At 71.5% G+C, this 24405-nt stretch carries 17 protein-coding genes; 9 read left to right on the top strand and 8 right to left on the bottom strand.

Going from position 1 to position 24405, the window contains the following annotated elements:
* Positions 1-215 (top strand): LamG-like jellyroll fold domain-containing protein (locus EBH09_RS30430; RefSeq protein ID WP_345940964.1); only part of this gene is annotated, 215 nt, incomplete at its 5' end.
* Between the two features lie 15 nt (positions 216-230).
* On the opposite strand, the gene EBH09_RS30425 is transcribed toward EBH09_RS30430, so the two are convergent.
* Positions 231-1271, bottom strand: a complete 1041-nt coding sequence (locus tag EBH09_RS30425) for a bile acid:sodium symporter family protein (RefSeq protein WP_193776617.1) — start codon at positions 1269-1271, stop codon at positions 231-233.
* 169 nt (positions 1272-1440) lie between these two features.
* Between EBH09_RS30425 and EBH09_RS30420 the strand changes: the two genes are divergently transcribed.
* The 3 genes from EBH09_RS30420 to EBH09_RS30410 all read left to right on the top strand — a co-directional run bounded on the left by EBH09_RS30420 (position 1441) and on the right by EBH09_RS30410 (position 5321).
* Complete coding sequence (locus EBH09_RS30420; protein WP_121750093.1) at positions 1441-2322, top strand: LysR substrate-binding domain-containing protein; 882 nt, start codon at positions 1441-1443, stop codon at positions 2320-2322.
* Between the two features lie 252 nt (positions 2323-2574).
* A complete protein-coding gene (locus EBH09_RS30415; protein ID WP_121750092.1) occupies positions 2575-4401 on the top strand; it encodes an AMP-dependent synthetase/ligase in 1827 nt (608 codons plus the stop codon).
* An 83-nt stretch (positions 4402-4484) separates the two neighbouring features.
* Complete coding sequence (locus tag EBH09_RS30410) at positions 4485-5321, top strand: aldo/keto reductase (RefSeq protein WP_121750091.1); 837 nt, start codon at positions 4485-4487, stop codon at positions 5319-5321.
* A gap of 99 nt (positions 5322-5420) precedes the next feature.
* On the opposite strand, the gene EBH09_RS30405 is transcribed toward EBH09_RS30410, so the two are convergent.
* Both EBH09_RS30405 and EBH09_RS30400 read right to left on the bottom strand, forming a co-directional pair.
* Positions 5421-6323, bottom strand: a complete 903-nt coding sequence (locus EBH09_RS30405) for a class I SAM-dependent methyltransferase (RefSeq protein ID WP_121750090.1) — start codon at positions 6321-6323, stop codon at positions 5421-5423.
* A 151-nt stretch (positions 6324-6474) separates the two neighbouring features.
* On the bottom strand, positions 6475-8220 hold the full coding sequence (locus EBH09_RS30400; RefSeq protein ID WP_121750089.1) for a glycoside hydrolase family 6 protein: 1746 nt from the start codon (positions 8218-8220) through the stop codon (positions 6475-6477).
* Positions 8221-8732: 512 nt separating this feature from the next.
* On the opposite strand from EBH09_RS30400, the gene EBH09_RS30390 reads away from it, so the two are divergent.
* The 4 genes from EBH09_RS30390 to EBH09_RS30375 all read left to right on the top strand — a co-directional run bounded on the left by EBH09_RS30390 (position 8733) and on the right by EBH09_RS30375 (position 15474).
* Positions 8733-11654 carry a glycoside hydrolase family 48 protein gene (locus tag EBH09_RS30390; RefSeq protein ID WP_121750088.1) on the top strand — a complete coding sequence of 974 codons (2922 nt, stop codon included), beginning with the start codon at positions 8733-8735 and terminating at the stop codon, positions 11652-11654.
* A 221-nt stretch (positions 11655-11875) separates the two neighbouring features.
* Complete coding sequence (locus EBH09_RS30385; protein WP_121750087.1) at positions 11876-14536, top strand: cellulose binding domain-containing protein; 2661 nt, start codon at positions 11876-11878, stop codon at positions 14534-14536.
* Positions 14537-14673: 137 nt separating this feature from the next.
* A complete protein-coding gene (locus EBH09_RS30380) occupies positions 14674-14919 on the top strand; it encodes a hypothetical protein (protein ID WP_121750086.1) in 246 nt (81 codons plus the stop codon).
* A 291-nt stretch (positions 14920-15210) separates the two neighbouring features.
* Positions 15211-15474: a hypothetical protein gene (locus EBH09_RS30375; protein WP_121750085.1), complete on the top strand. Its 264-nt coding sequence runs from the start codon at positions 15211-15213 to the stop codon at positions 15472-15474.
* Positions 15475-15600: 126 nt separating this feature from the next.
* Here the strand turns inward: EBH09_RS30375 and EBH09_RS30370 are convergent, their stop codons facing one another.
* From EBH09_RS30370 to EBH09_RS30360, 3 genes are all read right to left on the bottom strand, one after another.
* Positions 15601-17475 carry a rhamnogalacturonan lyase gene (locus EBH09_RS30370; protein WP_121750084.1) on the bottom strand — a complete coding sequence of 625 codons (1875 nt, stop codon included), beginning with the start codon at positions 17473-17475 and terminating at the stop codon, positions 15601-15603.
* Between the two features lie 88 nt (positions 17476-17563).
* On the bottom strand, positions 17564-18304 hold the full coding sequence (locus tag EBH09_RS30365; RefSeq protein ID WP_121750083.1) for a class I SAM-dependent methyltransferase: 741 nt from the start codon (positions 18302-18304) through the stop codon (positions 17564-17566).
* Between the two features lie 5 nt (positions 18305-18309).
* Positions 18310-18615 carry a 4a-hydroxytetrahydrobiopterin dehydratase gene (locus EBH09_RS30360; protein ID WP_121750082.1) on the bottom strand — a complete coding sequence of 102 codons (306 nt, stop codon included), beginning with the start codon at positions 18613-18615 and terminating at the stop codon, positions 18310-18312.
* A 122-nt stretch (positions 18616-18737) separates the two neighbouring features.
* Between EBH09_RS30360 and EBH09_RS30355 the strand changes: the two genes are divergently transcribed.
* A complete protein-coding gene (locus EBH09_RS30355) occupies positions 18738-19553 on the top strand; it encodes a helix-turn-helix transcriptional regulator (protein ID WP_121750081.1) in 816 nt (271 codons plus the stop codon).
* 76 nt (positions 19554-19629) lie between these two features.
* On the opposite strand, the gene fabD is transcribed toward EBH09_RS30355, so the two are convergent.
* Positions 19630-22914 (bottom strand): ACP S-malonyltransferase, encoded by a 3285-nt coding sequence (fabD, locus tag EBH09_RS30350; protein WP_345940963.1) that lies wholly within the window; start codon positions 22912-22914, stop codon positions 19630-19632.
* Positions 22915-22937: 23 nt separating this feature from the next.
* Positions 22938-24405 (bottom strand): polyketide synthase (locus EBH09_RS39405; protein ID WP_238697484.1); only part of this gene is annotated, 1468 nt, incomplete at its 5' end.

Here is a 24405-nt window from a genome sequence, read left to right as displayed (position 1 = left end):
CGGACGTGCCGGGCTCGGTCAGCCGGAACTCGCCGTTCGGCGTGCACATCGGGGAGCGCGTGGACGGCCGGGCCCGCTTCACCGGGGCGATCGACGAGGTGCACGTCTGGAACCGGGCGCTGACCGACGAGGAGATCGCCGCCGGAAACCCGCCGTCGGCCATCGGGAACACCGTGCTGCACCTGCCCATGGACAGCGTGGCGGCGAGCGGCTGAGGGGCCCTCGCCGGCTCAGTGGTTCCCGGTGCCGGCCCTGGGGCGCGCCGGGACCCCGGGCTTCTCGGACCGCTCGGGCCCCCCGGGCTCCGCGGACTCCTCGGAGGCGACCGCCTCCGGGTCGTGCGACCGGCGCTTGGCGATGACCGCGCACACCATCAACTGCATCTGGTGGAAGAGCATCAGCGGCAGCACGGCCAGAGAGGCCTGGGCGCCGAACAGGACGCTCGCCATCGGCAGCCCGGCGGCCAGGGACTTCTTCGACCCGGCGAACTGGATGGCGATCCGGTCCTCCCGGCCGAAGCGCAGCGCCTTCGCCCCGTACCAGGTCAGCAACAGCATCACGGCGAGCAGCACGGCCTCCACGGCCAGCAGCCCGGCCAGCCGGACCGGGCTGACCTGACGCCAGACGCCCTGGACCATGCCCTCGCTGAACGCCGTGTAGACGACGAGGAGGATCGAGCCGCGGTCGACGAGCCCGAGGACCTTCTTGTGCCGGGCGACGAAGCCCCCGATCCAACGGCGCAACACCTGTCCCGCGACGAACGGCACCAGCAGTTGCAGCACGATCTCGACCACCGAGTCGGCGGAGAACCCGCCCCCGCCGCTGCCCAGCAGGGCGGCGGCCAGCAGCGGCGTGACGACGATGCCCACCAGCGAGGAGAAGGAACCCGCGCAGATCGCGGCGGGCACGTTGCCGCGGGCGATGGAGGTGAAGGCGATCGACGACTGGATGGTCGACGGGACCAGGGTGAGGAAGAGCAGCCCCTGGTAGAGGGGGTCGGTCAGGAAGACCGGCACGAGTCCGCGGGAGGCGAGGCCGAGCAGCGGGAAGAGGACGAAGGTGCAGGCGAGCACGGTGACGTGGAGCCGCCAGTGCCGCAGGCCGTCCATCGCCTCACGGGTGGAGAGCCGGGCGCCGTAGAGGAAGAAGAGGAAGGCGATCGCGGCGGTGGAGGCACCGGAGGCGACATCCGCGCCCGTGCCGCGGGCCGGCAGCAGCGCCGCGAGGCCCACCGTCCCGAGCAGCAGCAGGATGTACGGGTCGATCGGCATCCAACGCGGCCATCGCAGGCGATTCACGGTGCTCCACTTGCTCGTTCACTGTCGTCCGGGGGTCGGGGACGTGGTCACGGGTCCCCGCTCCATCCTGCTCTCTCACCGCGCGATCGGGAATCCGGTATACCGCTCTGACTGTCATCACGTCCGGCGATAGACTGGAGGGGTGTACGACCCTTCCCACCTGCGCACCTTTCTTTCGGTGGCCCAGACGCTGAGCTTCACACAGGCCGCCCGGCGGCTCGGGCTGCGCCAGTCGACCGTGAGCCAGCACGTGCGGCGGCTCGAGGACGCCACCGGCCGGCAGCTGTTCAACCGTGACACGCACTCCGTGGAGCTGACGGAGGACGGGGAGGCGATGCTCGGGTTCGCGCGCCGGATCCTGGAGGTGCACGAGCAGGCGACGGCCTTCTTCACCGGCACCCGGCTGCGCGGGCGGCTGCGCTTCGGGGCGTCCGAGGACTTCGTGCTGACCCGGCTGCCGGAGATCCTGGAGGCCTTCCGGCACGACCACCCCGAGGTCGACCTGGAGCTGACGGTGGAGCTGTCGGGCACGCTGCACGAGCAGCTGGCCGCCGGGAAGCTCGACCTGGTGCTGGCCAAGCGGCTGCCGCGGGACCCGCGGGGCGAGCCGGTCTGGCGCGACCGGCTGGTGTGGATCGGCGCGGAGCGGCTGCGCGTCGACCCGGACCGTCCGGTGCCGCTCATCGTCTATCCGCCGCCGGGCATCACCCGCGCGCTCGCGCTGGAGGCCCTGCAGCGGCAGGGCCGCGAGTGGCGCGTCGCGTGCACCAGCGGCAGCCTCAACGGCCTGATCGCGGCGGCCCGCGCGGGCCTCGGCGTGATGGCGCACTCGCGCGGGCTCGTCCCGCCCGGCCTGGTGCGGGTGCCGGAGCGGGCCGGGCTGCCCGAACTGGGCCGTGTCGACTTCGTGCTGGTGCACGGTCGGCGCCACCCCTCGGCGCGGGGCGCGGCCGACGCCCTCGCGTCGGCGATCCTGGCGGGTGGCGACCGGCTGCACCCGCCTCGGAGCGCGGGCCTCGGATGACCCGGACAGCCGTCGGGGCCGCCCACCGTACCGACGGTAAGCGGGTCGTACAGATTCCGTGGAGATTACGGCACCGAAACTTACTCAACGGTCAGGAATGTGTCCGACCCTTCCCCATGTGAGCGCATTTTCTTTTGCTGACCAGCGCGAACATGAGCCCTGTTCGATTTTGGCACCCCTCCCGCCCCCGCACCGGGTGGGGTAGCTTTCACCGCGCTGTGCGGGGGCGTCACCAGAAGCGGGGAGCGGGGTTTGCGCGAGTTCACCAGTCCTCCGTCGACATCGGCACCACCGGTGGGCGGTCTGGCCGATGTCGTCTTCCGGCATGCCCAGGAGGATCCGCGGCACATCGCGCTCGGCCGCAAGGACGACGCCGGGCAGTGGCGGGACGTGACCGCCGGCGCGTTCCGCGACGAGGTGCTGGCCCTCGCCAAGGGGCTGCTCGCCCAGGGCATCCGCTTCGGCGACCGGGTCGCCATCATGTCCCGCACCCGCTACGAGTGGACCGTCTTCGACTTCGCCCTGTGGACGATCGGTGCCCAGGTGGTGCCCGTCTACCCGACCTCGTCGGCCGAGCAGTGCATGTGGATGCTGTACGACGCCGAGGTGACCGCCGCGGTCGTCGAGCACGAGGACCACGCGATGACGATCGCCACCGTCATCGACCGGCTGCCCCACCTGCGCGGCCTGTGGCAGCTCGACTCCGGCGCCGTCCAGGAGCTGTACGACGCGGGCGCCCACCTGGACGACGAGGTGGTGCACCGGCACCGGCAGGCGGTCACGCCCGACACGCCCGCCACCGTCATCTACACCTCGGGCACCACCGGCCGCCCCAAGGGCTGCGTCATCTCGCACGGCAACTTCATGTACGAGGCGGACACCGTCATCGAGCGCTGGGAGCCGGTGTTCCACTCCAAGAAGGGCGACGAGGCGGCCACCCTGCTCTTCCTGCCGCTCGCCCACGTCTTCGGCCGGATGGTGCAGGTCGCGGCGATCCGGGGCCGGGTCCGCTTCGGCCACCAGCCGCAGCTGAACGCCGCCGTCCTGCTGCCCGACCTGGCGGCCTTCAGACCGACCTTCATCCTGGCCGTGCCGTACATCTTCGAGAAGGTGTTCAACGCGGCCCGGCGCAAGGCCGAGAAGGAGGGGAAGGCCAGTCCCTTCGAGAAGGCCGTCGACGTGGCCGTGAAGTACGCGGAGGCGGTGGAGGCGAGGGCCTGGGGCATCGGCCCCGGCCCGTCGGCCGGGCTGCGCGTGCAGCACCAGCTCTTCGACAAGCTCGTCTACGCCAAGGTGCGGGCCGCGATGGGCGGGCGCATCCGCAACGCCATGTCGGGCGGCTCGGCGATGGACCGGCGGCTCGGCCTGTTCTTCGCGGGCGCGGGCGTGCAGATCTACGAGGGCTACGGCCTGACCGAGTCCACGGCCGCCGCCACCGCCAACCCGCCCGAACGCACCCGCTTCGGCACCGTCGGGGTGCCCGTCCCGGGCGTCACCGTGCACATCGCGGACGACGGCGAGATCTGGCTGAACGGCGACAACGTCTTCCAGGGCTACCTGAACAACCCCAAGTCCACCGACGAGACCCTCCGGGACGGCTGGCTGGCCACCGGTGACCTGGGTGCCCTGGACGAGGACGGGTACCTCACCATCACCGGCCGCAAGAAGGAGATCCTGGTGACCTCCGGCGGCAAGAGTGTCTCTCCCGGTCTGCTGGAGGAGCGCGTCCGGGACCATCCGCTGGTCAACCAGTGCATCGTCGTCGGCAACGACCGGCCCTACGTCGCCGCGCTCATCACCCTCGACCAGGAGGCGGTCGAGCACTGGCTGACGATGCGCAACAAGTCACAGATGCCTGCGGCCGAGCTGGTGCACGACGCGGACCTGGAGACGGAGGTGCGGCGTGCGGTCGTCGCCGCCAACACGCTGGTGTCCCAGGCCGAGTCGATCCGCACGTTCCGCATCCTCGCCCAGCCGTTCACCGAGGAGCACGGACTGCTGACGCCCTCGCTGAAACTGAAGCGCAAGGCCATCGAGAAGGCCTACGACAGCGAGGTCGAGGCGCTGTACACGGCGTGACTTCGCCGGTCAGGAATGCGTCGGCGGCCGTGATCGTTGACGATATGAGTACCACCTGACCACAACCGAAGGATCAAGAGCTCGTGAGCAGCAAGGTCCCCCCGATCATCCTGAACAACGGCGTCGAGATGCCCCAGCTGGGCTTCGGCGTCTGGCAGGTGCCGGACGACGAGGCCCAAACGGCCGTCGCCCAGGCGCTGGAGGCCGGGTACCGCAGCATCGACACAGCGGCGATCTACGGCAATGAAGAGGGCACCGGCAGGGCGATCGCCGCCTCCGGCATCGCCCGCGAGGACCTCTTCGTCACCACCAAGCTCTGGAACAAGGACCAGGGGTACGACTCCACCCTCCGCGCCTTCGACACGTCGCTGGCGAAGCTGGGCCTGGAGTACGTCGACCTGTACCTGATCCACTGGCCCATGCCGGCCAAGGAGCGGTACGTCGACACGTACAAGGCGTTCGAGAAGCTGCACGCCGACGGCCGGATCCGCGCCATCGGCGTCTCCAACTTCTACCCCGAGCACCTGGAGCGGCTGATCGGCGAGACGTCGGTCATCCCGGCCGTCAACCAGATCGAGCTGCACCCGCACCTCCAGCAGCACGCCGCCCGCGAGTACCACGCGGAGCAGGGCATCGCCACCGAGGCCTGGTCCCCGCTCGGCTCCGGCAAGGGCATCCTGGAGATCCCGGCGATCATCGCGATCGCCCGGAAGCACGACCGCACCCCGGCCCAGGTCGTGCTGCGCTGGCACCTCCAGACCGGCAACGTGGTGATCCCGAAGTCCGTGACACCGTCCCGGATCAAGGAGAACATCGACGTGTTCGGCTTCACCCTGGACACCGAGGACCTCGCGGCGATCAGCGCGCTGAACGAGGACCGGCGCCTCGGCTTCGACCCCGCCGAGTTCAACGGGGAATGAGACGTCGTCTCGCGCGAAGGGGCCCGGTCGGTGCGACCGGGCCCCTTCGCGGGTCTCAGTTGGGTTGCCCCAGCGGACGTACGACCGGCACAGGACGGCTCAGGAAGGCCGCTGGGCCGTGTAGACCGTGTGCGCCACCAGTACGAACGCGTCCTGGCGCCGGTGCGCGCTCGCCTCGTCCCCTGGGTCGAGCAGCCGGTCGAGCGTGGCCCGGTCGACGGCGTCGAGGCCGTCCCCCACCCGGTCGCGCAGCCGGGACAGGGAGGCGGTGACGTACGCGCGGGCCTCGTCCGTGAGCGGCGCGGGCAGGTCCAGCAGGAAGCTGCGGGTGCCGGTGTGCTTGAGGCCCGCCGAGGTCAGCATCGCGGGCCAGTCCTCGGTCTCGGCCACGGTGCCGGACAGGCTCGCGCGCATCTCGGTGAACGAGTCCTCCTCCACGGCGTGCAGCCTGGCCTGCAGCCCCGGGCGCCCGATGCCGATGTCGCGGGGCAGGAACCGGGCGGGCAGTCCGCCCTCCAGGATCGCCAGCGTGCCGCCGGGCGCGAGGTGCCCGGCGAGCGCGGCGAGGGCCGCGCGCTGGTCGCCGAGGTGGTGCAGGCTCTGACTGGCCCACATCAGGTCGGCCGGGTAGTCCAGCTCGCCCAGTACGCCGGGCAGGTCACCGGTGAGGGTGCCGAAGCGGTCGCCGACGCCGAGCCGGTCGGCACGGTCGCGGGCCCGGTCCAGCAGTGGTCCGGCGCCGTCGGCGGCGACGACGCGTGCGTCGGGGAAGGTGTCGGCGAACAGGCAGGAGACGACGCCGGGGCCGCTGCCGACGTCGACGACCAGACCGGGTTCGTGCACCTCACGCGCCAGCCACGCCATGGCCTGCCGGTACAGCGGCGTGTACAGCTCCGCCTGCGCCTCCAGCAGTGGGGCCATGTCGGCCCAGTCGACGTCGGCGTGGTCGTGCCCGGGTCCGGGTCGGTCGTGCTCGTGCTGGTGGTGGTGGTCGTGCGCCATGATGGTCAGCCTCCCGTTCGCGATGCCGCCAGCGTGCGACGACTCACCGCGTCGGGGCAAGTTCTGTTGCCGTAATCGCAAAAGTCCGGAGCACCACCGGGGCCCGGCCCGAAGGCCGGGCCCCGACGGCGTCACCTACGCCGGAGCCCGCTCAGGACAGCGGCGGGTAGGCGTTCTTCATCAGCTCCTGGAACTGCGCGGAGAACCAGTGCCCGGACACCGGGGCGTCGCCCAGGGCGCCCGACGGGCTGTTGCCGTTGCGTGCGTTGCCCTCGTACGTGGGGTCGCACATCCGGTCGAAGCCCTTGCCCTCGTCGTTCGGGATCTCCTCGCTCGCGCCGTCGGACTCGCCCGGGGGCTTCATCCAGACGTACGCGTCGATCCCGGCGGCGGGAGAGGCCTGCGGGCGCTCACCGAGGCCGGCGCCGGACTGGTTGCACCAGTTGCCGAGGTGGATGCGGCGGTCGTAGCGCCCACCGTCCACGTAGGTGTTCACGTCGGTCGTCGCGCCCGGTCCGGTGGGCCGGTCGGCGCCGCCCCAGCCGTTGCGGGAGGTGTCGATCAGCATGCCGAGGTTCTGGTCGAACCCGAGCGAGACCAGCTTGTCGCGCATGGCCTGGGCGTAGGACAGCTCGTCGGTGTACTGGTTCCAGTCGATCCAGTCGGACTGGCGCACGGGGGCCCCGTTCACGGAGTCCGTGATCTTGAAGTTCTCCTCCTTCAGGGCGCTGTAGTTGGCGGTGTTGACGATGAAGCCGTGCACGTCGCCGACGGTCGCGCCCTCGGTGGTGGCGGCGGTCTTGAACATGTCGGCGGAGGGGCCGAAGTTGCTGTCCCAGCCGAGCCAGCCATGGTGGCCGGCGTCGACGTAGTTGTAGACGTTGCCGATGTCGCCGAGCTTGTTCAGGGCGTAGCCGACGCCCTTCTGGTAGTTGCCGTTGGCCTTCATCACGTCGCAGTTCGGCGTGGCGGTCGGCCGCCCGCTGACGTTGGTGACCAGGTTGGGCAGGGAGTCGATCTCCACCGTGGTGACGATCCGGAGGTCCGCGTACTTCGGGTCGGCGAGAATCGCGGCGATCGGGTCGATGTACTCGGTCTTGTACTTGTCTATCTCCGTCGGGCCCAGCTCGCCGTTGGAGGCGAGGGCCGCGCAGTCACGGCCGGGCAGGTTGTAGATGACGAGCTGGACGGCGAGTTCGCCGGAGCCCTTCTGCGTCAGGGCCTCGTCGAGGTGGTCGCGCAGCCCCATGCCGCCGTTCACGCCCTCGATGGCGGCGATCCGGTCGAGCCAGACGCCGGTGGGCTGGTCGGCGACGCGGTCGCCGCCGGGCTCGGCGGCGGCCTTCTCGGACCACTCGGGGTTCACGTAGACCTTGGCCCCGTCGTAAGGGTTGTCCACCCGGTCGGAGGGGTCACCGGGGTCGGTCGGGTCCGGGTCCGGGTCGGTCGGGTCCGGGTCCGGGTCGGTCGAACCGCCGTCGTCGACGTTGCAGGTCACGCCGTTGAGGGTGAAGGTGGCCGGGATCGCGTTGCTGCCGCTGTAGGTGCCCTGGAAGCCGAAGCTGGCCGAACCGCCCGTGGACAGGGTCCCGTTGTAGGACTCGTTGGCCGCGGTGACGGCGGCACCACTCTGACTGACCTTCGCGTTCCAGCTGTTGGTGACCTTCTGACTGCCGGCGTACGTCCACCCCAGCGACCAGCCGGAGGTGGCGGCGCCGTTGTTGGTGACGGTCACGGCGGCGGTGAAGCCGCTGCCCCAGTCGTTCTGTACCTCGTAGTCGACGGTGCAGGGGACGGCCGCCGCGCCGGTGTTCGCGGACTGGGCGGCGAAGGCCGTGCCGGATGCCCCGGCGACCAGCGCCAGGGCGGCGAGCATCGCGGTTCTGCTATGGGTCATGAGTGCGGGTTCCTTCTTTCGTGGGGGTGCGGGTGCTGTCGTCCGGGGCCGCGCGCATGCCGGGCGCGGCCCGCTGCCGGACGGCATGGGGGTGCCGTCGCGTTCGGAGGTCAGGAACGGCCCGCGGGCATGGTGGAACCGCCCGGGGGATGTGCGAGCCGGCACGCCGGCCGATGACGCGTGGAACGGGCCGCGACTGCGGCTAAAAGTCCTGAACGCGGAAGGTTGAGCGGGGGGTGTCGCATGAGCGGACTCCTTGCAGTTCGGGCGCGCCGTGACGTACGCGCCGACTGATGGAACCGCTCCCACTGATGCCAGCGAAGGTAGCGCCAAGTGACGGCAAAGAACAGGGGAGTAACTGACTTTCTCTCAACGGCACCTGTCGAATCTTTTCGACTCGCCACACATCTTGACCGCTCCGGGCCCCCTCATCACTATGGGAGCGCTCCCACTGGTTCAAGGCTTGTTGCTCCTCCCCCTCCCTCCCCGAGCCGCAAGGAGGAACCAGCACCATGCACCCCGGACACAGACGCAGCCCCCGCACCGCGCGGCGGCTGTGGACGGCCGCACTGGCGGCCCTCGCGTTACCCCTCACGATGCTGGGTACGGGCTCCACACCCGCCCAGGCAGCGGCACTTCAGTGCAGCGTGGACTACCGGACCAACGACTGGGGCTCCGGCTTCACCGCGGAGCTGACGCTCACCAACCGCGGCAGCGACGCCATCGACGGCTGGACGCTGACGTACGACTACGCGGGCGACCAGAAGCTGGCCAACGGCTGGAACGGCACCTGGTCCCAGTCGGGCCGGACCGTCACCGTGCAGAACGCCTCGTACAACGCACGGATCGCCGCCGGGGCCGCCGTCTCCACCGGCGGACAGTTCACCTACAGCGGCACCAACACCGCGCCGACGAGCTTCGCGGTCAACGGCACCGCATGCGCCGGCGCGCACCAGCCGCCGATCACCGTGCTGACCAGCCCGGAGCCGGGCGCGGTGTACTCGCAGGGCGAGGCGGTCCCACTGGCGGCCACGGCGGCCGCGGCCGACGGCGCCACCATCAGCAAGGTGGAGTTCTACGACGACACCAGGCTGCTGGCCACCGACACCAGCTCGCCCTACGCGTACTCCGCCGCTGGCTTGACCGTGGGCAGTCATTCACTGGTGGCCAAGGCGTACGACAGCATGGGCGCCTCCGCGGACTCGACGCCGGTCGGCATCACGGTCGCCTCGGGACCGACCGTGGTGGCCACGCCCGCACAACTGGGCGTCCAGCAGGGCGAGTCGGGGACGTACGAGGTCAAGCTCTCCAAGCAGCCGACCGCTGACGTCGCGGTGACGACGGCCCGCGCGAGCGGCAACACCGGCCTCATCGTCTCCGGCGGTGCGAATCTCACCTTCACCCCGTCGAACTGGAACACCGCCCAGAAGGTGACCATCGCGGCCGACGCCTCCGGCACCGGCTCGGCGGTCTTCGAGTCGACGGCCCCCGGCCACGGCAAGGCCACGGTCAACGTGACCCAGCTGGCCGCGGCGAAGGACTACGACGCCCGCTTCCTGGAGCTGTACGGGAAGATCACCGACCCGGCGAACGGCTACTTCTCGCCCGAGGGCATCCCGTACCACTCGGTCGAGACACTGATCGTCGAGGCGCCGGACCACGGGCACGAGACCACGTCCGAGGCGTACAGCTACCTGCTGTGGCTCCAGGCCATGTACGGCAAGGTGACCGGCGACTGGACCCGGTTCAACAACGCCTGGGAGATCATGGAGACGTACATGATCCCCACGCACGCCGACCAGCCGACCAACTCGGCGTACAACGCCTCGAAGCCGGCGACGTACGCGCCCGAGCTGGACACGCCGGAAGAGTACCCGGCGCCCCTGGACGGCGCGGTCTCCGTCGGCCCCGACCCGATCGCCGCCGAGCTGAAGTCGGCGTACGGCACGGACGACGTCTACGGCATGCACTGGCTCCAGGACGTCGACAACACCTACGGCTACGGCAACTCGCCCGGCAAGTGCGAGGCCGGCCCCACGGACACCGGCCCCTCCTACATCAACACCTTCCAGCGCGGCGCGCAGGAGTCGGTGTGGGAGACGGTGCCGCAGCCGACCTGCGACGCCTTCAAGTACGGCGGTCCGAACGGCTACCTGGACCTGTTCACCGGTGACGCGTCCTACGCCAAGCAGTGGAAGTTCACCAACGCCCCGGACGCCGACGCACGGGCCGTGCAGGCCGCGTACTGGGCCGACATCTGGGCCGAGGAGCAGGGCAAGGGCGACGAGATCGCCGGCACCCTCGACAAGGCCGCCAAGATGGGCGACTACCTGCGCTACGCCATGTTCGACAAGTACTTCAAGAAGGTCGGCGACTGCGTGGGTCCGACGAGCTGCCCGGCCGGTACCGGCAAGGACTCCTCGCACTACCTGCTGTCCTGGTACTACGCCTGGGGCGGTGCCGTGGACACCTCGGCGGGCTGGGCCTGGCGCATCGGCTCCAGCCACACCCACGGCGGCTACCAGAACCCGCTGGCCGCGTACGCGCTGAGCACCTACGACGACCTGAAGCCCAAGTCGGCCACCGGCGTCTCGGACTGGGCCAAGTCCCTCGACCGGCAGGTGGAGTTCTACCGCTGGCTGCAGTCCGACGAGGGTGCCATCGCGGGCGGCGCGACCAACAGCTGGGCGGGCCGGTACGCGACCCCGCCGGCCGGTACGCCGACCTTCTACGGCATGTACTACGACGAGAAGCCGGTGTACCACGACCCGCCGTCCAACCAGTGGTTCGGCTTCCAGGCGTGGTCCATGGAGCGGGTCGCCGAGTACTACCAGCAGAGCGGTGACGCCGACGCGAAGGAGGTCCTGGACAAGTGGGTCGACTGGGCGCTGTCGGAGACGACGGTCAACCCGGACGGCACCTTCCGCATCCCGTCGACGATGCAGTGGTCGGGTCAGCCGGACACCTGGAACGCCTCCTCCCCGGGTGACAACAGCGAACTGCACGTCACCGTCTCGGACTACACCAACGACGTCGGTGTGGCGGCGGCGTACGCCAAGACCCTGACGTACTACGCCGACCGCTCGGGCGACTCGGAGGCGGCCGCGACCGCCAAGGCGCTACTCGACGGCATGTGGGAGAACAACCAGGACGCGCTCGGCATCGCCGTCCCGGAGACCCGCGCCGACTACAACCGCTTCGACGACCCCGTCCACGTCCCGAGCGGCTGGAGCGGCACCATGCCGAACGGCGACACGATCGACGCGTCGTCGACCTTCTCCTCGATCCGCTCCTTCTACCAGGACGACCCGGCCTGGTCGAAGATCGAGAGCTACCTGGCGGGCGGTGCCGCGCCCACGTTCACGTACCACCGGTTCTGGGCCCAGGCGGACATAGCCCTCGCCATGGGCTCGTACGCGGAGCTACTCGAATAGCCCCCGCGAAGCGCTCCGCGGGGTGGGCGGGTCTTTCCGCTGCGGGCCATGCGTGGCTGGTCGCGCAGTTCCCCGCGCCCCTTCAGAGCGCTTGACGGCTCCGTGTGCCCGGTCCTGTCACCGGACGACGGGACCAAACCTGCCGGGCGGCCCTCGTCCACGCCGAGGGCCGCCCGGTGCTCGCATGTGTTCTGTTCCTGACGGAAGGACGGTTCCCCACCGTGCGAAGAACCAGGATCCTGACCACCCTGCTGGCCCTGGCGGCCGGCCTCCTGACGGGCGGCCCGCCCGCCGCCCTGGCCGCCGGGTCACCCGAGGCGGCGGCCGTGACCGCCGACACCTACGCCTGGAAGAACGCGCGCATCGACGGCGGCGGCTTCGTCCCCGGCATCGTCTTCAACCGCACCGAGAAGGACCTGGCCTACGCCCGTACCGACATCGGCGGCGCCTACCGCTGGGAGGAGGGGACGAAAACCTGGACGCCCCTGCTCGACCACGTCGGCTGGGACGACTGGGGCCACACGGGCGTGGTCAGCGTGGCGTCCGACTCCGTCGACCCCGACCGGGTGTACGCGGCGGTCGGCACGTACACCAACGACTGGGACCCGGGCAACGGCGCTGTCCTGCGCTCCACCGACCGGGGCGCGACCTGGAAGAAGGCGGACCTGCCCTTCAAGCTGGGCGGCAACATGCCGGGCCGCGGGATGGGCGAGCGCCTCGCGGTCGACCCGCACGACAACGACGTGCTGTACCTGGGCGCGCCCAGCGGGAACGGCCTGTGGCGGTCGGCCGACGCGGGCGCCACCTGGGCCGAGGTGACGGCCTTCCCGAACCCCGGGAACCACGCGCAGGATCCGAGCGACTCCAGCGGCTACGCCTCCGACAACCAGGGCGTCGTCTGGGTGACCTTCGACGAGTCGACGGGCACCGCGGGCGCGGCCACCAAGACGGTCTACGTCGGGGTCGCCGACAAGGAGAACGCCGTCTACCGCTCGACCGACGCGGGCGCGACCTGGCAGCGGATCGCCGGACAGCCCACCGGCTACCTGGCGCACAAAGGCGTGCTGGACGCGGAGAACGGCTACCTCTACCTCGCGTACAGCGACACGGGCGGCCCGTACGACGGCGGCAAGGGCCGGTTGTACCGGTACGCGACGGCGACCGGCACCTGGACGGACGTCAGCCCGGTCGCGGAGGCGGACACCTACTTCGGTTTCAGCGGCCTGACCGTCGACCGGCAGAACCCCGGCACGGTGATGGCGACCGCGTACAGCTCCTGGTGGCCGGACACGCAGATCTTCCGCTCCACCAACAGCGGCGGCAGCTGGACCCAGGCGTGGAGCTACACGTCGTACCCCACCCGCGAGAACCGCTACACCATGGACGTCTCGTCGTCCCCGTGGCTGACCTGGGGCGCGAGCCCGTCCCCGCCCGAGCAGACGCCCAAGCTCGGCTGGATGACGGAGGCGCTGGAGATCGACCCGTTCGACTCGGACCGGATGATGTACGGGACGGGCGCGACGATCTACGGCACGGAGAACCTCACGAACTGGGACGAAGGTGCGAAGTTCGCCATCGAACCCATGGTGCGAGGCCTGGAGGAGACCGCGGTGAACGACCTGATCTCTCCCCCTGCCGGCGCCCCGCTGCTCAGCGCACTGGGTGACATCGGCGGCTTCCGGCACACGAGCCTGACCGAGGTGCCGTCGATGATGTACACCTCCCCGAACTTCACCTCCACCACGAGCCTGGACTTCGCGGAGACGAAACCGGACACGGTCGTCCGGGCCGGCAACCTCGACTCCGGCCCGCACATCGCGTTCTCCACGGACAACGGCGCGAACTGGTTCGGCGGTACCGACCCTTCGGGAGTGAGCGGAGGCGGCACCGTGGCGGCGGGCGCGGACGGCAGTCGTTTCGTGTGGAGTCCGCAGGGCACCGGCGTCCACTTCACGAATGGCTTCGGCACGTCCTGGCAGGCGTCGACCGGCATCCCGGCCGGGGCGGTCGTAGAGTCCGACCGGGTCGACCCGGAGACCTTCTACGGCTTCAAGTCCGGCACCTTCTACGTCAGCACGGACGGCGGCGCCACCTTCACCGCGTCGGCGGCGACCGGCCTGCCCGCCGGTGACAGCGTCCGCTTCAAGGCACTGCCGGGCGGGGAGGGCGACATCTGGCTGGCCGGCGGGGCGGCGGACGGCCCGTACGGCCTGTGGCACTCGACGGACGGCGGCGCGAGCTTCACCAAGTCCCCGAACGTCGAGGCGGCGGACACCATCGGCTTCGGCAAGGCGGCACCGGACGCGACCTACCAGACCCTCTTCACCAGCGCGAAGATCGCCGGCGTCCGCGGCATCTACCGCTCCACCGACCAGGGCGCCACCTGGACCCGCGTCAACGACGACGCCCACCAGTGGGGCTGGACGGGTGCGGCCATCACCGGCGACCCGCGGGTGTACGGGCGGGTGTACGTGGCGACGAACGGTCGAGGGGTCGTCTACGGCGACACGGCCGGCGGCGACGGCGGCACCGACCCGGGGCCGGGGCCCGACCCGACGCCCACGGGCGCCTGCGCGGTGACGTACACGATCACAAACCAGTGGTCGGAGGGCTTCCAGGCGGACGTCCGGCTCACCAACACCGGCACCTCGCCCTGGAACGGCTGGGCCCTCACGTGGCCCTTCACCGACGGCCAGCGCGTGAATCAGCTCTGGAACGCCGAGCACACCCAGTCGGGCACGACGGTGACGGCGAGGAACACCGGCTGGAACGCCGACGTGGCACCGGGCGCGTCGGTGAGCTTCGGCTTCACGGGCAGCTGGTCGGGGACGAACGCGGCACCGACGTCCTTCGAGCTGGGAGACGAGGTCTGCGAGGCATGACCCTCCGGGAGGGCGCGGGCCGGCGGCGCGTCCTCCCGTCTTCGTGACCAGTGCGCCCGTTTCACGCCCTTGTGGCCCCGCTGCACTTCTTCGACCGTTGTGTCAGTGGGAGTGGTGGCGAGGACGGGGGGCGGCGCGTGACGCGAACGTGGGAGGGCGTGACAGGGCGGCTGTCGCTCGTACTGGCGGTGCTGCTGCATAGGACGGTGACGGGCCAGGCCGCGAAGCGGAGACTCCAGCACTGGCGGGACGCCGCTCTGCGCGCCGCGTACCGGCGGGGCGTTCCGGTCGAGGTGATCGCCTCCCGGACGCGGCTGACGCGGAGACGGGTCAGGACGGTGGTCGCCGGCGGGAAGCCCCCGCCGGTGGACGAGGCCGCCTGAAGGGCCGCGGGGGTTTCAGGGCGTCCACACCGTCGGCCGGGGCGTCGTCGGCATACCGCCGACGATGAGGAAGCCAGGACGCGGGGGCTGGTCGTACGCGCCGGCCGGTCAGGACGACCGCCGGGACATCACTCCGGGGCTCCACGACTCGCTGATCGACCCGACGCTTCGATCCGGGGGGGAAAGACCCCCGAAAAGGCGCCAGTCAGAACAAATCTTCGCAAAGGGTGTGAATGATGTGAATCGGACGTGGAACTCCGTCCCCGATCCCCACAGGAACGGAGCCACCCAATGATCATCAAGAAGATGCACGACATGGGCGTCAAGAGCGAGCACGCCTACCTCGCCGCCTTCGCCTCCATCGGCCTCACCGTCGCCGCCTGGGCCACCAGTCTGAAGGTCGAGCCCGGCGTCAACGTCGACCGCGCCGACCGATGGGGTCTCTTCGTCGGCGAATGGGCACCCACCTTCTTCGGTCTCGGCCTCGCCCTCTCCCACTACGAGCAGCAGGACGGCACCCTCACCGACAGCGGCGGCCACGTCCACGAAGTCTGACCGGCCGGCCCACCGCGCCGCGGCAGCGCGCGCGGAAGGCGGCGAGTTGATGCGGCGACCGCGACCGTACTGCTCGCAGTCGCCGTCACCCTGCCGCAGGCAGCGGCGTTTCAGCAGGTCAGAGCCTCACGGCGTGTACACCGTCGGCCGGGGCGCCGTCGGCATCCCGCCGCCGATGAAGAAGCTCGGGTGCGGGGGCTGGTTGTAGGCCGTGTTCTGCCAGGCCAGGGCCGTGCGGTACTGGGTGTCGTGGAGAAGGGTCGTGATCCTCCGGTCCGTGCCGTGCGGGGTGGAGTAGACGCGCAGGGCTCTGTTGTCGCTCGTGCGCCAGACGACCTCTTCGCGCCAGTCGCCGAGGATGTCGCCGGCGAGGACCGGTGTGGCCTTGGTGCCGTTGTTGGAGGCGACGCCCGAGCCGGTGAGGAGACGGGTGTCGCCGGAGGTGCCGTACTTGTCGACGCGGGTGCCGTCGAGGAGTTCGCGGACGGGGTCGCCGTCCCACCAGGACAGGAAGTTGGCGCCGGCGGGCTTGCGGCTGTTCACGACCGTGCCCTTCGGGTCGCGGATGCCGCTCTCGGCCGACGACCAGGACTCGGCGCCCGCGCTGCCGGCCCAGATGTCGGCGGAGACGCCACGCCCGTTGTCACCGCCGGCGCCGGTGGACCAGATGATCTGGCCCGTGCGCGCGTCCGCCATCCACGACGACGGCTTCGAGCTGTCCTCGTCGACCTTGAACTCCTCCAGGCCCGCCCGGGACGGGTCGAGATCGCCGACGTGCATGGCGTCTCCGTGGCCGTTCCTCGTGGTCCACAGGCCGTGGCCGTTGTCGTCGACGGCCATCGCGCCGTAGACGATCTCGTCCCTGCCGTCGCCGTCGACGTCGGCGACGGACAGCTGGTGGTTGCCCTGACCGTCGTAGCCCTTGCCGGCGTTGGTGGAGGAGTTGGTGTCGAAGGTCCAGCGGCGGGTGAACCGTCCGTCACGCCAGTCCCAGGCGGCGATCACCGAGCGCGTGTAGTAGCCGCGCGCCATGATCAGGGAGGGGCGGGAGCCGTCCAGGTACGCCGTGCCCGCCAGGAAGCGGTCGACGCGGTTGCCGTAGGAGTCGCCCCAGGAGGAGACGTTGCCCCGGGCGGGGACGTAGTCGACGGTGCCCATCGCCCTGCCGGTCTGTCCGTCGAACATGGTGAGGTACTCGGGGCCGGACAGGATGTAGCCGGACGAGTTGCGGTGGTCCGCCGAGGAGCTGCCGATGACCGCGCCGGTGCCGTCCCGCGTGCCGTCGGCGGTCTTCATGGCGACCTCGGCCTTGCCGTCGCCGTCGTAGTCGTACACCTGGAACTGCGTGTAGTGGGCGCCGGAGCGGATGTTGCGGCCCAGGTCGACGCGCCACAGCCGGGTGCCGTCGAGCTTGACGCCGTCGACGACCGTGTTGCCCGTGTAACCGGACTGGGAGTTGTCCCTGGCGTTGGTCGGCTGCCACTTGAGGACGATGTCCAGCGCGCCGTCGCCGTCGAGGTCACCGACGGAGGCGTCGTTGGCCTCGTAGGTGTAGGAGACGCCGTCGGGGGTGGTGCCGCCGGCGGGCGCGGAGATCGGCACGTCCTTGTAGCCGGCCCGGAACTGGATGGCGTGGACCGAGTCGCCCTGCTCGGTGCCGCCCACGACCGCGCGGACGGTGTAGTCGGCGTGGGAGGGGGCGCCTGAGTGGAAGAAGGTGGTGGAGCCGGTGACCGGCGTGGAGTTGACCTTCGTGCCGGCCCGGTACACGTTGAACGAGACGTTGTCCGGGTCGGTGCCCAGCCAGCGCCAGCTGACCAGGTTGCCGTCGCCGGTGTGGACGCTGACGACGCCCCGGTCGAGGGCCTCGACCTGCCGGGCGGTGGCGGCTTCGGCGGTGCCGGGGGTGAGGGCCGTCAGGCCGGTGCCGGTCAGAACCGCCGCGGCGGCGAGGGCGGGCAGGACGACGCGGTGTCTGCGGTGGGTGTGCGGGAGCTTCATGTGGGGTGCCTCCTGAGAGGGCGGGGGGGAATCTCCGTCTCTCAGTCGCCCCCGGTGGCACGGAGGTTGCCGCCCCGTGGCCGCCTTTTCACGGCTTGCTGAACGCCCTCAGCTTGAACACCGGGTCGGGGCGCGGCCGGTCCTGGTCGGGGAGGGACGCGAGCCGGGTGGCGAAGGGCTCGGCGCGCGGGTCACCCGGCGGTAGCGTGACGAACCAGCCGCGCCGCAGGTCGGCGATCGTGCGGCGAGGGCTGCGGCCCTGGCCGTGGCCGGTGAAGACGGCCTGACCCGCCGGCGCCAGGCCGTGCGCGCGGGCGTACGACTCGACGAGACCGGCGGCGTCGTGGGCGGTGCTCGGCGGGCGGGAGGCGAGCACGGCGTCGATGTCGCTGCCCACGTTGTGCGAGGCGCCCTTGTCGACCGTGGTCACGTACACCCCGCCGGGTCGCAGGACGCGTGCGCACTCGCCGACGATCGCCCGCACGTTCTCGTCACCGCCGGCGAGGTGCAGCAGCCACACGCTGCAGACCGCGTCGAACTCCCCGTCCCGGAAGGGCAGTCGGCGGCTGTCGGCCAGCAAGACGGCCCCGGGCAGCCGGGCGGCGGCGTAGCGGGCCATGGCGGGGGCGAGGTCGGCACCGGTCACGCGCATGCCCTCCCGGCCGGCGGCGAGGCGCCGGGTGACGATGCCGGTGCCGCAGGCGACGTCGAGCAGGCTGCGCGCCTGCCGCGGTACGAGGCTCAGTACGGCCTGCGCGGCGGCCGCGGCGCGGGGCTCGCCACCGCGGGAGGCGTCGTACCGTTCCGCTTCCTTGTCGTAGTCGAGCACGTCCGTCAGTGTGCCCCATGGCCGGCGGCCAGGTCCTCCACCCTGCGGGCGAGCTCGACGTCCTTCTCGGTGACGGCGCCGCCCGCGCTGTGGGTGTGCACCGCCAGGGAGACCGTGTTGTAGCCGAGGGCCAGGTCGGAGTGGTGGTCGAGTTCCTCCTGCACCTGGGCGACGTGGACGACCATGGCGGTCGCCGCGAAGTGCGAGGCGAGCCGGTAGGAACGGGTGAGGCGGCCGTCTTCGAGGGACCAGCCCGGCAGCTCGGCCAGCCGCTCCTCGATCTCCTTCCGCGACAGCGGTTCGACGGGCATGGGCTGCGCTCCTGTCCTCGGCGGCGGTTGCCTCTTCAGCCTGCCACAACGCGGCCGTCGGGGCCCTGGTCAGCAGCGCCGACCGGCCCCGGCGCGGACGGCCGTCGGCTACCGTTCGGAGTATGACCGCACTCATGTCCGGCACCGCCCCCGCCGCCCAGGGCGTGGGTCCGCTGCTGCGGGCCTGGCGGGAGCGGCGGCGGGTCAGCCAGCTGGAGCTGGCGCTGCGCGCCGACTCCTCCGCCCGGCACGTCAGCTTCATCGAGACGGGCCGCTCCCGGCCGAGCGAGGAGATGGTGCTGCGGCTCGCCGAGCACCTGGACGTACCCGTGCGGGAGCGCAACGCGCTGCTGCTCGCGGCCGGTTACGCCCCGCACTATCCGGAGACGCCGTTGGACGACCCGGCGCTGGACGCCCTGCGCGAGGGCATGGAGCGGCTGATCCGGGGTTACGAGCCGTATCCGGCGCTGGTCGTGGACGCGACGTACCAGGTGCTCGCCGCCAACCGGGGCATCCTGATGCTGATGGACGGCGTGCCGGAGCATCTGCTCGAGCCGCCGCTGAACGCGATGCGGCTGACCCTGCACCCGGAGGGCCTGGCGCCACGCATCCGCAATCTTCGCGAGTGGCGCGGGCACCTGCTGGAGCAGATGGAGCGGCAGATCGCCCTGCACCGCTCGGAGCCGCTGCGGGCGCTGTACGAGGAGGTGGCGGCGTATCCGGTGCCGGACGTCGCGCCGGGTGAGGAGCCGGCGGAGCCGGTGCCGTACTTCGCGCTGCCGATGCAGATCGAGCACGAGGGCCGGACGCTGTCCTTCATCTCGTCCATCTCCACCTTCAACACGCCGATGGACGTGACCGTCGCCGAGCTGGCCATCGAGACGCTGCTCCCGGCCGACCCGGCGACGGTCAAGTACCTTCACACGCTGCTGTCCTGACGCCGCTCCGGGTCCCCGGCGCCGACGGTCACCCGTGCCGCGCGCCTCGGGCCGGGCCCGGTTCGCCGCGCCTCGTTCAGCCGAAGTCGCGCAGGCGCGCGGCGAGGTGGACAGCGGCGCCGTCCATCAGGGTGTCGGCGATCGCCTCCACCGTGCGGGAGCGCCACGGGTGCAGCTCGGTGTCCGCGACCACCTGGTTGAAGGCGCCCATCGCGGGACCGCAGTGCACCAGGTAGTCCACCCGGGAACGCTGGTCACCGCTCACGGCGAGGCGGAATCCGCGGGTGAAGTAGCCGCGGAACACGGCCGCCAGCTGCTGCTCGGGGGTGCTGCCCGCCGCCGCGGGCGCGGGAGCCTCGCCGCCCAGGTACCGGTCGAGAACCTGGCTCCTGGTCTCGTCGTCCAGCTCGGCGAGCGAGCCGTGCCGGCGCCACAGCTCGTGCAGCCGGGACGCCCGGGCCGGGAAGAACAGGCCACGCTTGAGGTAACGGGCCTGGACGCCGAGGTCGAACAGCTCGGCCCAGGGCGCGGTGTCCACGTCGTACTCGCGGGCCTCCTGGAGGATGTCCTTCACCTCCGCACTGGTGGCGGCCTCCACGGAGCACTGGTTGACCGAGCCGGTCAGGACGAAGTCGGCGCCGAGCAGGAACGCGGCCCCGGCGGCCTCGGGCGTGCCGATGCCGCCCGCGCACCCCACGTGCACCCGGTGGCCTCCCGTCGCGGTCGTGTCGCGCAGCCGCAGCACCGCGGGCAGCAGGGTGAGGAGATCAGCCGTGCCGCTCAGCCAGCCGCCGTCGGCCTCCACGCACAGATCGTCCGCCATCGGCCGGCCGGCCGCCGCGCGGGCCTCCTCCGCGGTGACCTCGCCCGCCTCCAGCAGCCGGGCGACCAGCCGCTCCGGCGGCGGAGCCAGGAACTCGGCGGCCACGTCCGTGCGGGACACCTTGGCGATGATCCGGCCGCCCTTGAGACGGAAGCGGACCAGCGCCGGGGTGATCAGCGGGAAGCCGGACGCCTCGACCAGGTCGACACCGTGCCGCAGGAGCAGATCCACCAGCGCGGACTCCTCCTCGGGGGCTCCGTGCCGGTACAGCAGGTTGACGCCGAAGGAGCCGCCCAGGCCCAGTTCCCCGGCCAGGTCGCGCAGCCGTCCGTCCACCTCGTCGAGGGGCAGGCCGCCGGTCCCCAGAAAGCCGAGCAGCCCGGCCTTGGCCGCCGCGCCCAGCATCTCGCGGCCGGAGATCCCGCCGTACAGGGCGCCCAGCAGGTACGCGCGCCGCAGGCCGTACCGCTCGCGGAAGGTAGCGGCTCCGAGAGTGTCGGCCGTCGGGGCGGCGAAGGAGACGGGCCTCGCGGGGGACGGCAGCCGGCCGGCGGGCGGTGGCTCGACGGGCCGTTCCGCCACTCCTGGCGCGGGCAGCGGCTCCGCGTTCTTCCTGATCTTGGCGACCAGATTGGTCAGGACCCGGCCCGGGCCCAGTTCCACGAACTCGAAGTCGCCGTGGCCCATCAGCCGGCGCACCGTGTCGGTCCAGCGGACCGGGGAGGCGATCTGCGCGGTCAGGGTCGCCTTCACGGCGCCGGGGGCGTACGGCCGCGCGTCCACGTTGGCCAGCACCGGGACGGCCGGGTCGCGCAGGGTGAAGCCGTCCAGGAAGCGGGCGAAGTCCGCGGCCGTGTCGCGCATGTGGCGTGAGTGGAAGGGTGCGCTGACGTTGAGCCGGACGGCTCGCACACCGGCCGACTCGAAGGCGGCGCGGGCGGCGTCGACGCGCTCGTCGGGACCGGACAGCACGAACTGGTCGGGCGCGTTGTAGTTGGCCAGGTCCAGCTCCTCGATGCCGGAGTCGGCGAGGACCCGCAGCACGGTCGCCTCGTCGCAGCCGACCACCGCGGCCATCCCGCCACCGCCGGCCTCCGCCATCAGGGCGCCGCGCCGTTGCACCAGCCGCAGCCCGGTCTCGAAGTCGAAGACGCCGGCGGCGAACAGGGCGGCGTACTCGCCGAGGCTGTGGCCGATCAGGTAGTCGGCCGGCTCGGCGTCCTCGGCGAGCCGGTCGAGGTGGGTCAGGACGCTGACGACGTAGAGAGCCGGCTGTGTGTACTCGGTGCGGCCCAGGCGGCGCTCCGGGTCGTGGACGCAGAGTTCCTCGATCGAGTAGCCGAGCACGCGGTCGGCGATCCCGGTCTCCCGCGGGTACCTGGCGAACAGCTCCTTGCCCATCCCCCGCTGCTGGGACCCCTGACCTGGGAAACCGTAGACCTTCATGCGGTGTGCCTTCCTTGCCGTCTTCGCTGTCGCCGGAAGCGGATGAGTCGGATGAGTCGGATGAGACAGACGAGTCGGACGAGTCGTCTGTGGGTGTGTGATCGCGGGGGTGGAGGGGGGCGAGGCCGGTGCCGCGAGCGTCCGGGCCTGCTCCAGGGAGCGTGGGTCGTGGCCGAACGGGCTGAGCAGCGGCAGCGAACGGGAGCGGCTGCCCGGCGGGAGGTTGCCGCGGACGAAGTTGTGCAGGGTGCCCGAGGGGCCCAGGTCGAGGTAGAGGAAGTCGCCGCGGGCCCGCATCGCGGCCATGGCCCGCTCGAACTCGATGGGTCGGCGGGCGACCCGCCAGAAGTGCTCGGCATCCGGCCGCTCGACGAGCCGTCCGTCCACGCACGACACCCAGGGGATGCGCGGCGGGGCGAAGGCCACCCCGTCGAAGGCGGCCCGGCACTCGGCGAGGGCGCCGTCCATCAGGCTGGAGTGGTAGGCGTACTCGACCGGCACCCGCTGGTGCAGCACGTCGGCGGCGCGCAGGGCGGCCTCGGCCCGGTCCAGGTCCGCGTCGGCGCCCGCGACCACGATGTGACCGGGGTAGTTGCGGGCGGCGACCTCGCAGCCGGGCAGCGCGGGGAGCCGGTCGCGGCCGTCCGGGCGGGTGATGACCGCGAGCATCCCGCCGCGCGGGCCCGCGTGCAGGCCCTCCGCCTGCCGGACGAGCAGCCGCAGGCACGTCTCGGCGTCGATACTGCCGGAGACGACCGCGGCCGTGTACTCACCGAGGCTGGAGCCGAGCAGGTGATCCGGTTCGACACCCTTGGCGCGCAGGGTCTCGGCCAGGGCGAGTTCGATCATGACGATCGCCGGGTGGGTGAGCCGTGTGTCGAGGAAGGGCTCGTTCTTGCGCCGGTCCGGGTCGAAGATCCGGGCCAGGACCGACTCGCCCAGCAGCCCGGCGGCGACGGCGTCGTACCGCCGCAGGGCCGTGCGGAACACCTCGTCGGACTCGTGGAGTTCCTGGCCCATGCGGTAGTACTGCGAGCCCTGCCCGGAGAACATGAAGACCACGGGCAGGCGCCCCGTGGGCGTCCCGGTCACCGGGGGCGTTCCGTTGGCCGCGGTCACCGGTACGTGTCCCAGAACAGGTCGGCCGCCGCCGGCCGGGCCGGTGCGTCGGGCGCCTCGAAGGCGGTGCCCCGGATGACGACCGTGCGCTCGGACGGGGGCTGCGGCAGCGGTGTCCGGGCGGCGCGGTGGTCCGCCGGGGCCGGGGCGAGCAGCAGGTGCGCGTTGGTGCCTCCGTCGGCGAAGCAGTTGAGCGCGGCCCGGTCCGCGTCCGCGGTCCACGGGCGCGGCTCTCTCGGGAAGTACATCGCGGAGGCGTCCATGTCGAAGTGCGGCAGGGGCTGCTGTCCGGAACGGAACGGGACCTGCTGCCGGTGGTGCAGCATCAGGGCGACCTTGATGAAGGCTGCGATGCCCTCCGCGGCCAGCGGATGACCGATGTTCGGCTTCACCGATCCGAGCGCGAGCCGCGTGGCCCGGTCCTGCCCGGCGCCGTAGACACCCTCGATCGCCTTCAGTTCGAGCAGGTCGGTGACGGTCGAGCCGGAGGCGTTGGTCTCCACCCAGCCGACGTCCCGTGGCGCGCGGCCGCTCAGCGCCAGTGCCTCGGCCATCACGTCCTTCTGCGCCATCAGGTTGGGGGTGGCGGGTCCGGCGGTGCGGCCGTCGTTGTTGATCGCGATGCCCTCCAGCACGGCGAGCACCCGGTCGCCGTCCGTCTGGGCCCGGGCCAGCGGCTTGAGGACGACGACGCCGACGCCTTCACCGAGCACCAGGCCGGCCGCCCGGCCGTCGAACGCGTGGAACTCCGGGCCGGGGTTGAGCAGCCCGCGCTGCCCGAACACCCGGTGCGCCCGGTCGTCCGCCAGCAGGCTCACACCGGCGACGACGGCCGACTCGACGGTACCCGCGCGCAGTGCCTGGACGGCCATGTCCATCGCCACCAGGGCCGAGGAGCAGGCGGTGTCCACCACCAGGCTCGGTCCCCGGAAGTCGAAGAACTGGGAGATGTTGGCCGCGAGGTAGTTCTGGCCGGTGACCACGACCGGGTTCTTGGCCAGGTCCAGGGCCGCCGGGTCGGGGGTGTGGGTGGCCCGGCCGCCGACGTACACGCCGACCCTGCGGCCCTTGAGGTCCGCCGGGTGGTAGCCGGCGTGGTGCACAGCCCGGTCGACCTCCTCCAGGAGGAGCAGCGCCTGTGGGTCCATCGCCCTGACGTCCGCCTCGGACAGCAGGAACCGCTCGGGCGCGAACCGCAGCACCTCCGGCAGCAGCCCGGCATGGTAGCCGAGGGAGCGGCCGAAGCGGGAGTCCGGGAGGGGCCGCAGCGCGCTGCGGCCGTCCCGCAGCAGCTCCCAGTAGGCGTCGGCGGAGTCGGCGTCGGGGAAGCGGCAGGAGAGGCCGACCACGGCCACGGCGTCGGCTCGCGGGGCGGAGGCAGGGGCGGGGGCGTGGGCGTGGGAGGTGGTGGCTTGCTGGGGGCTGGTGGCGGGCGGGGTGGAGGGTGCGTCGAAGGCCCAGACG

The organism is Streptomyces sp. E2N166 (assembly GCF_003671715.1).
Taxonomy (GTDB): Bacteria; Actinomycetota; Actinomycetes; order Streptomycetales; family Streptomycetaceae; genus Streptomyces; species Streptomyces thinghirensis.
Note: the sequence above shows the minus strand (reverse complement) of the source record. Positions and strands in the feature narration are given on the sequence as shown.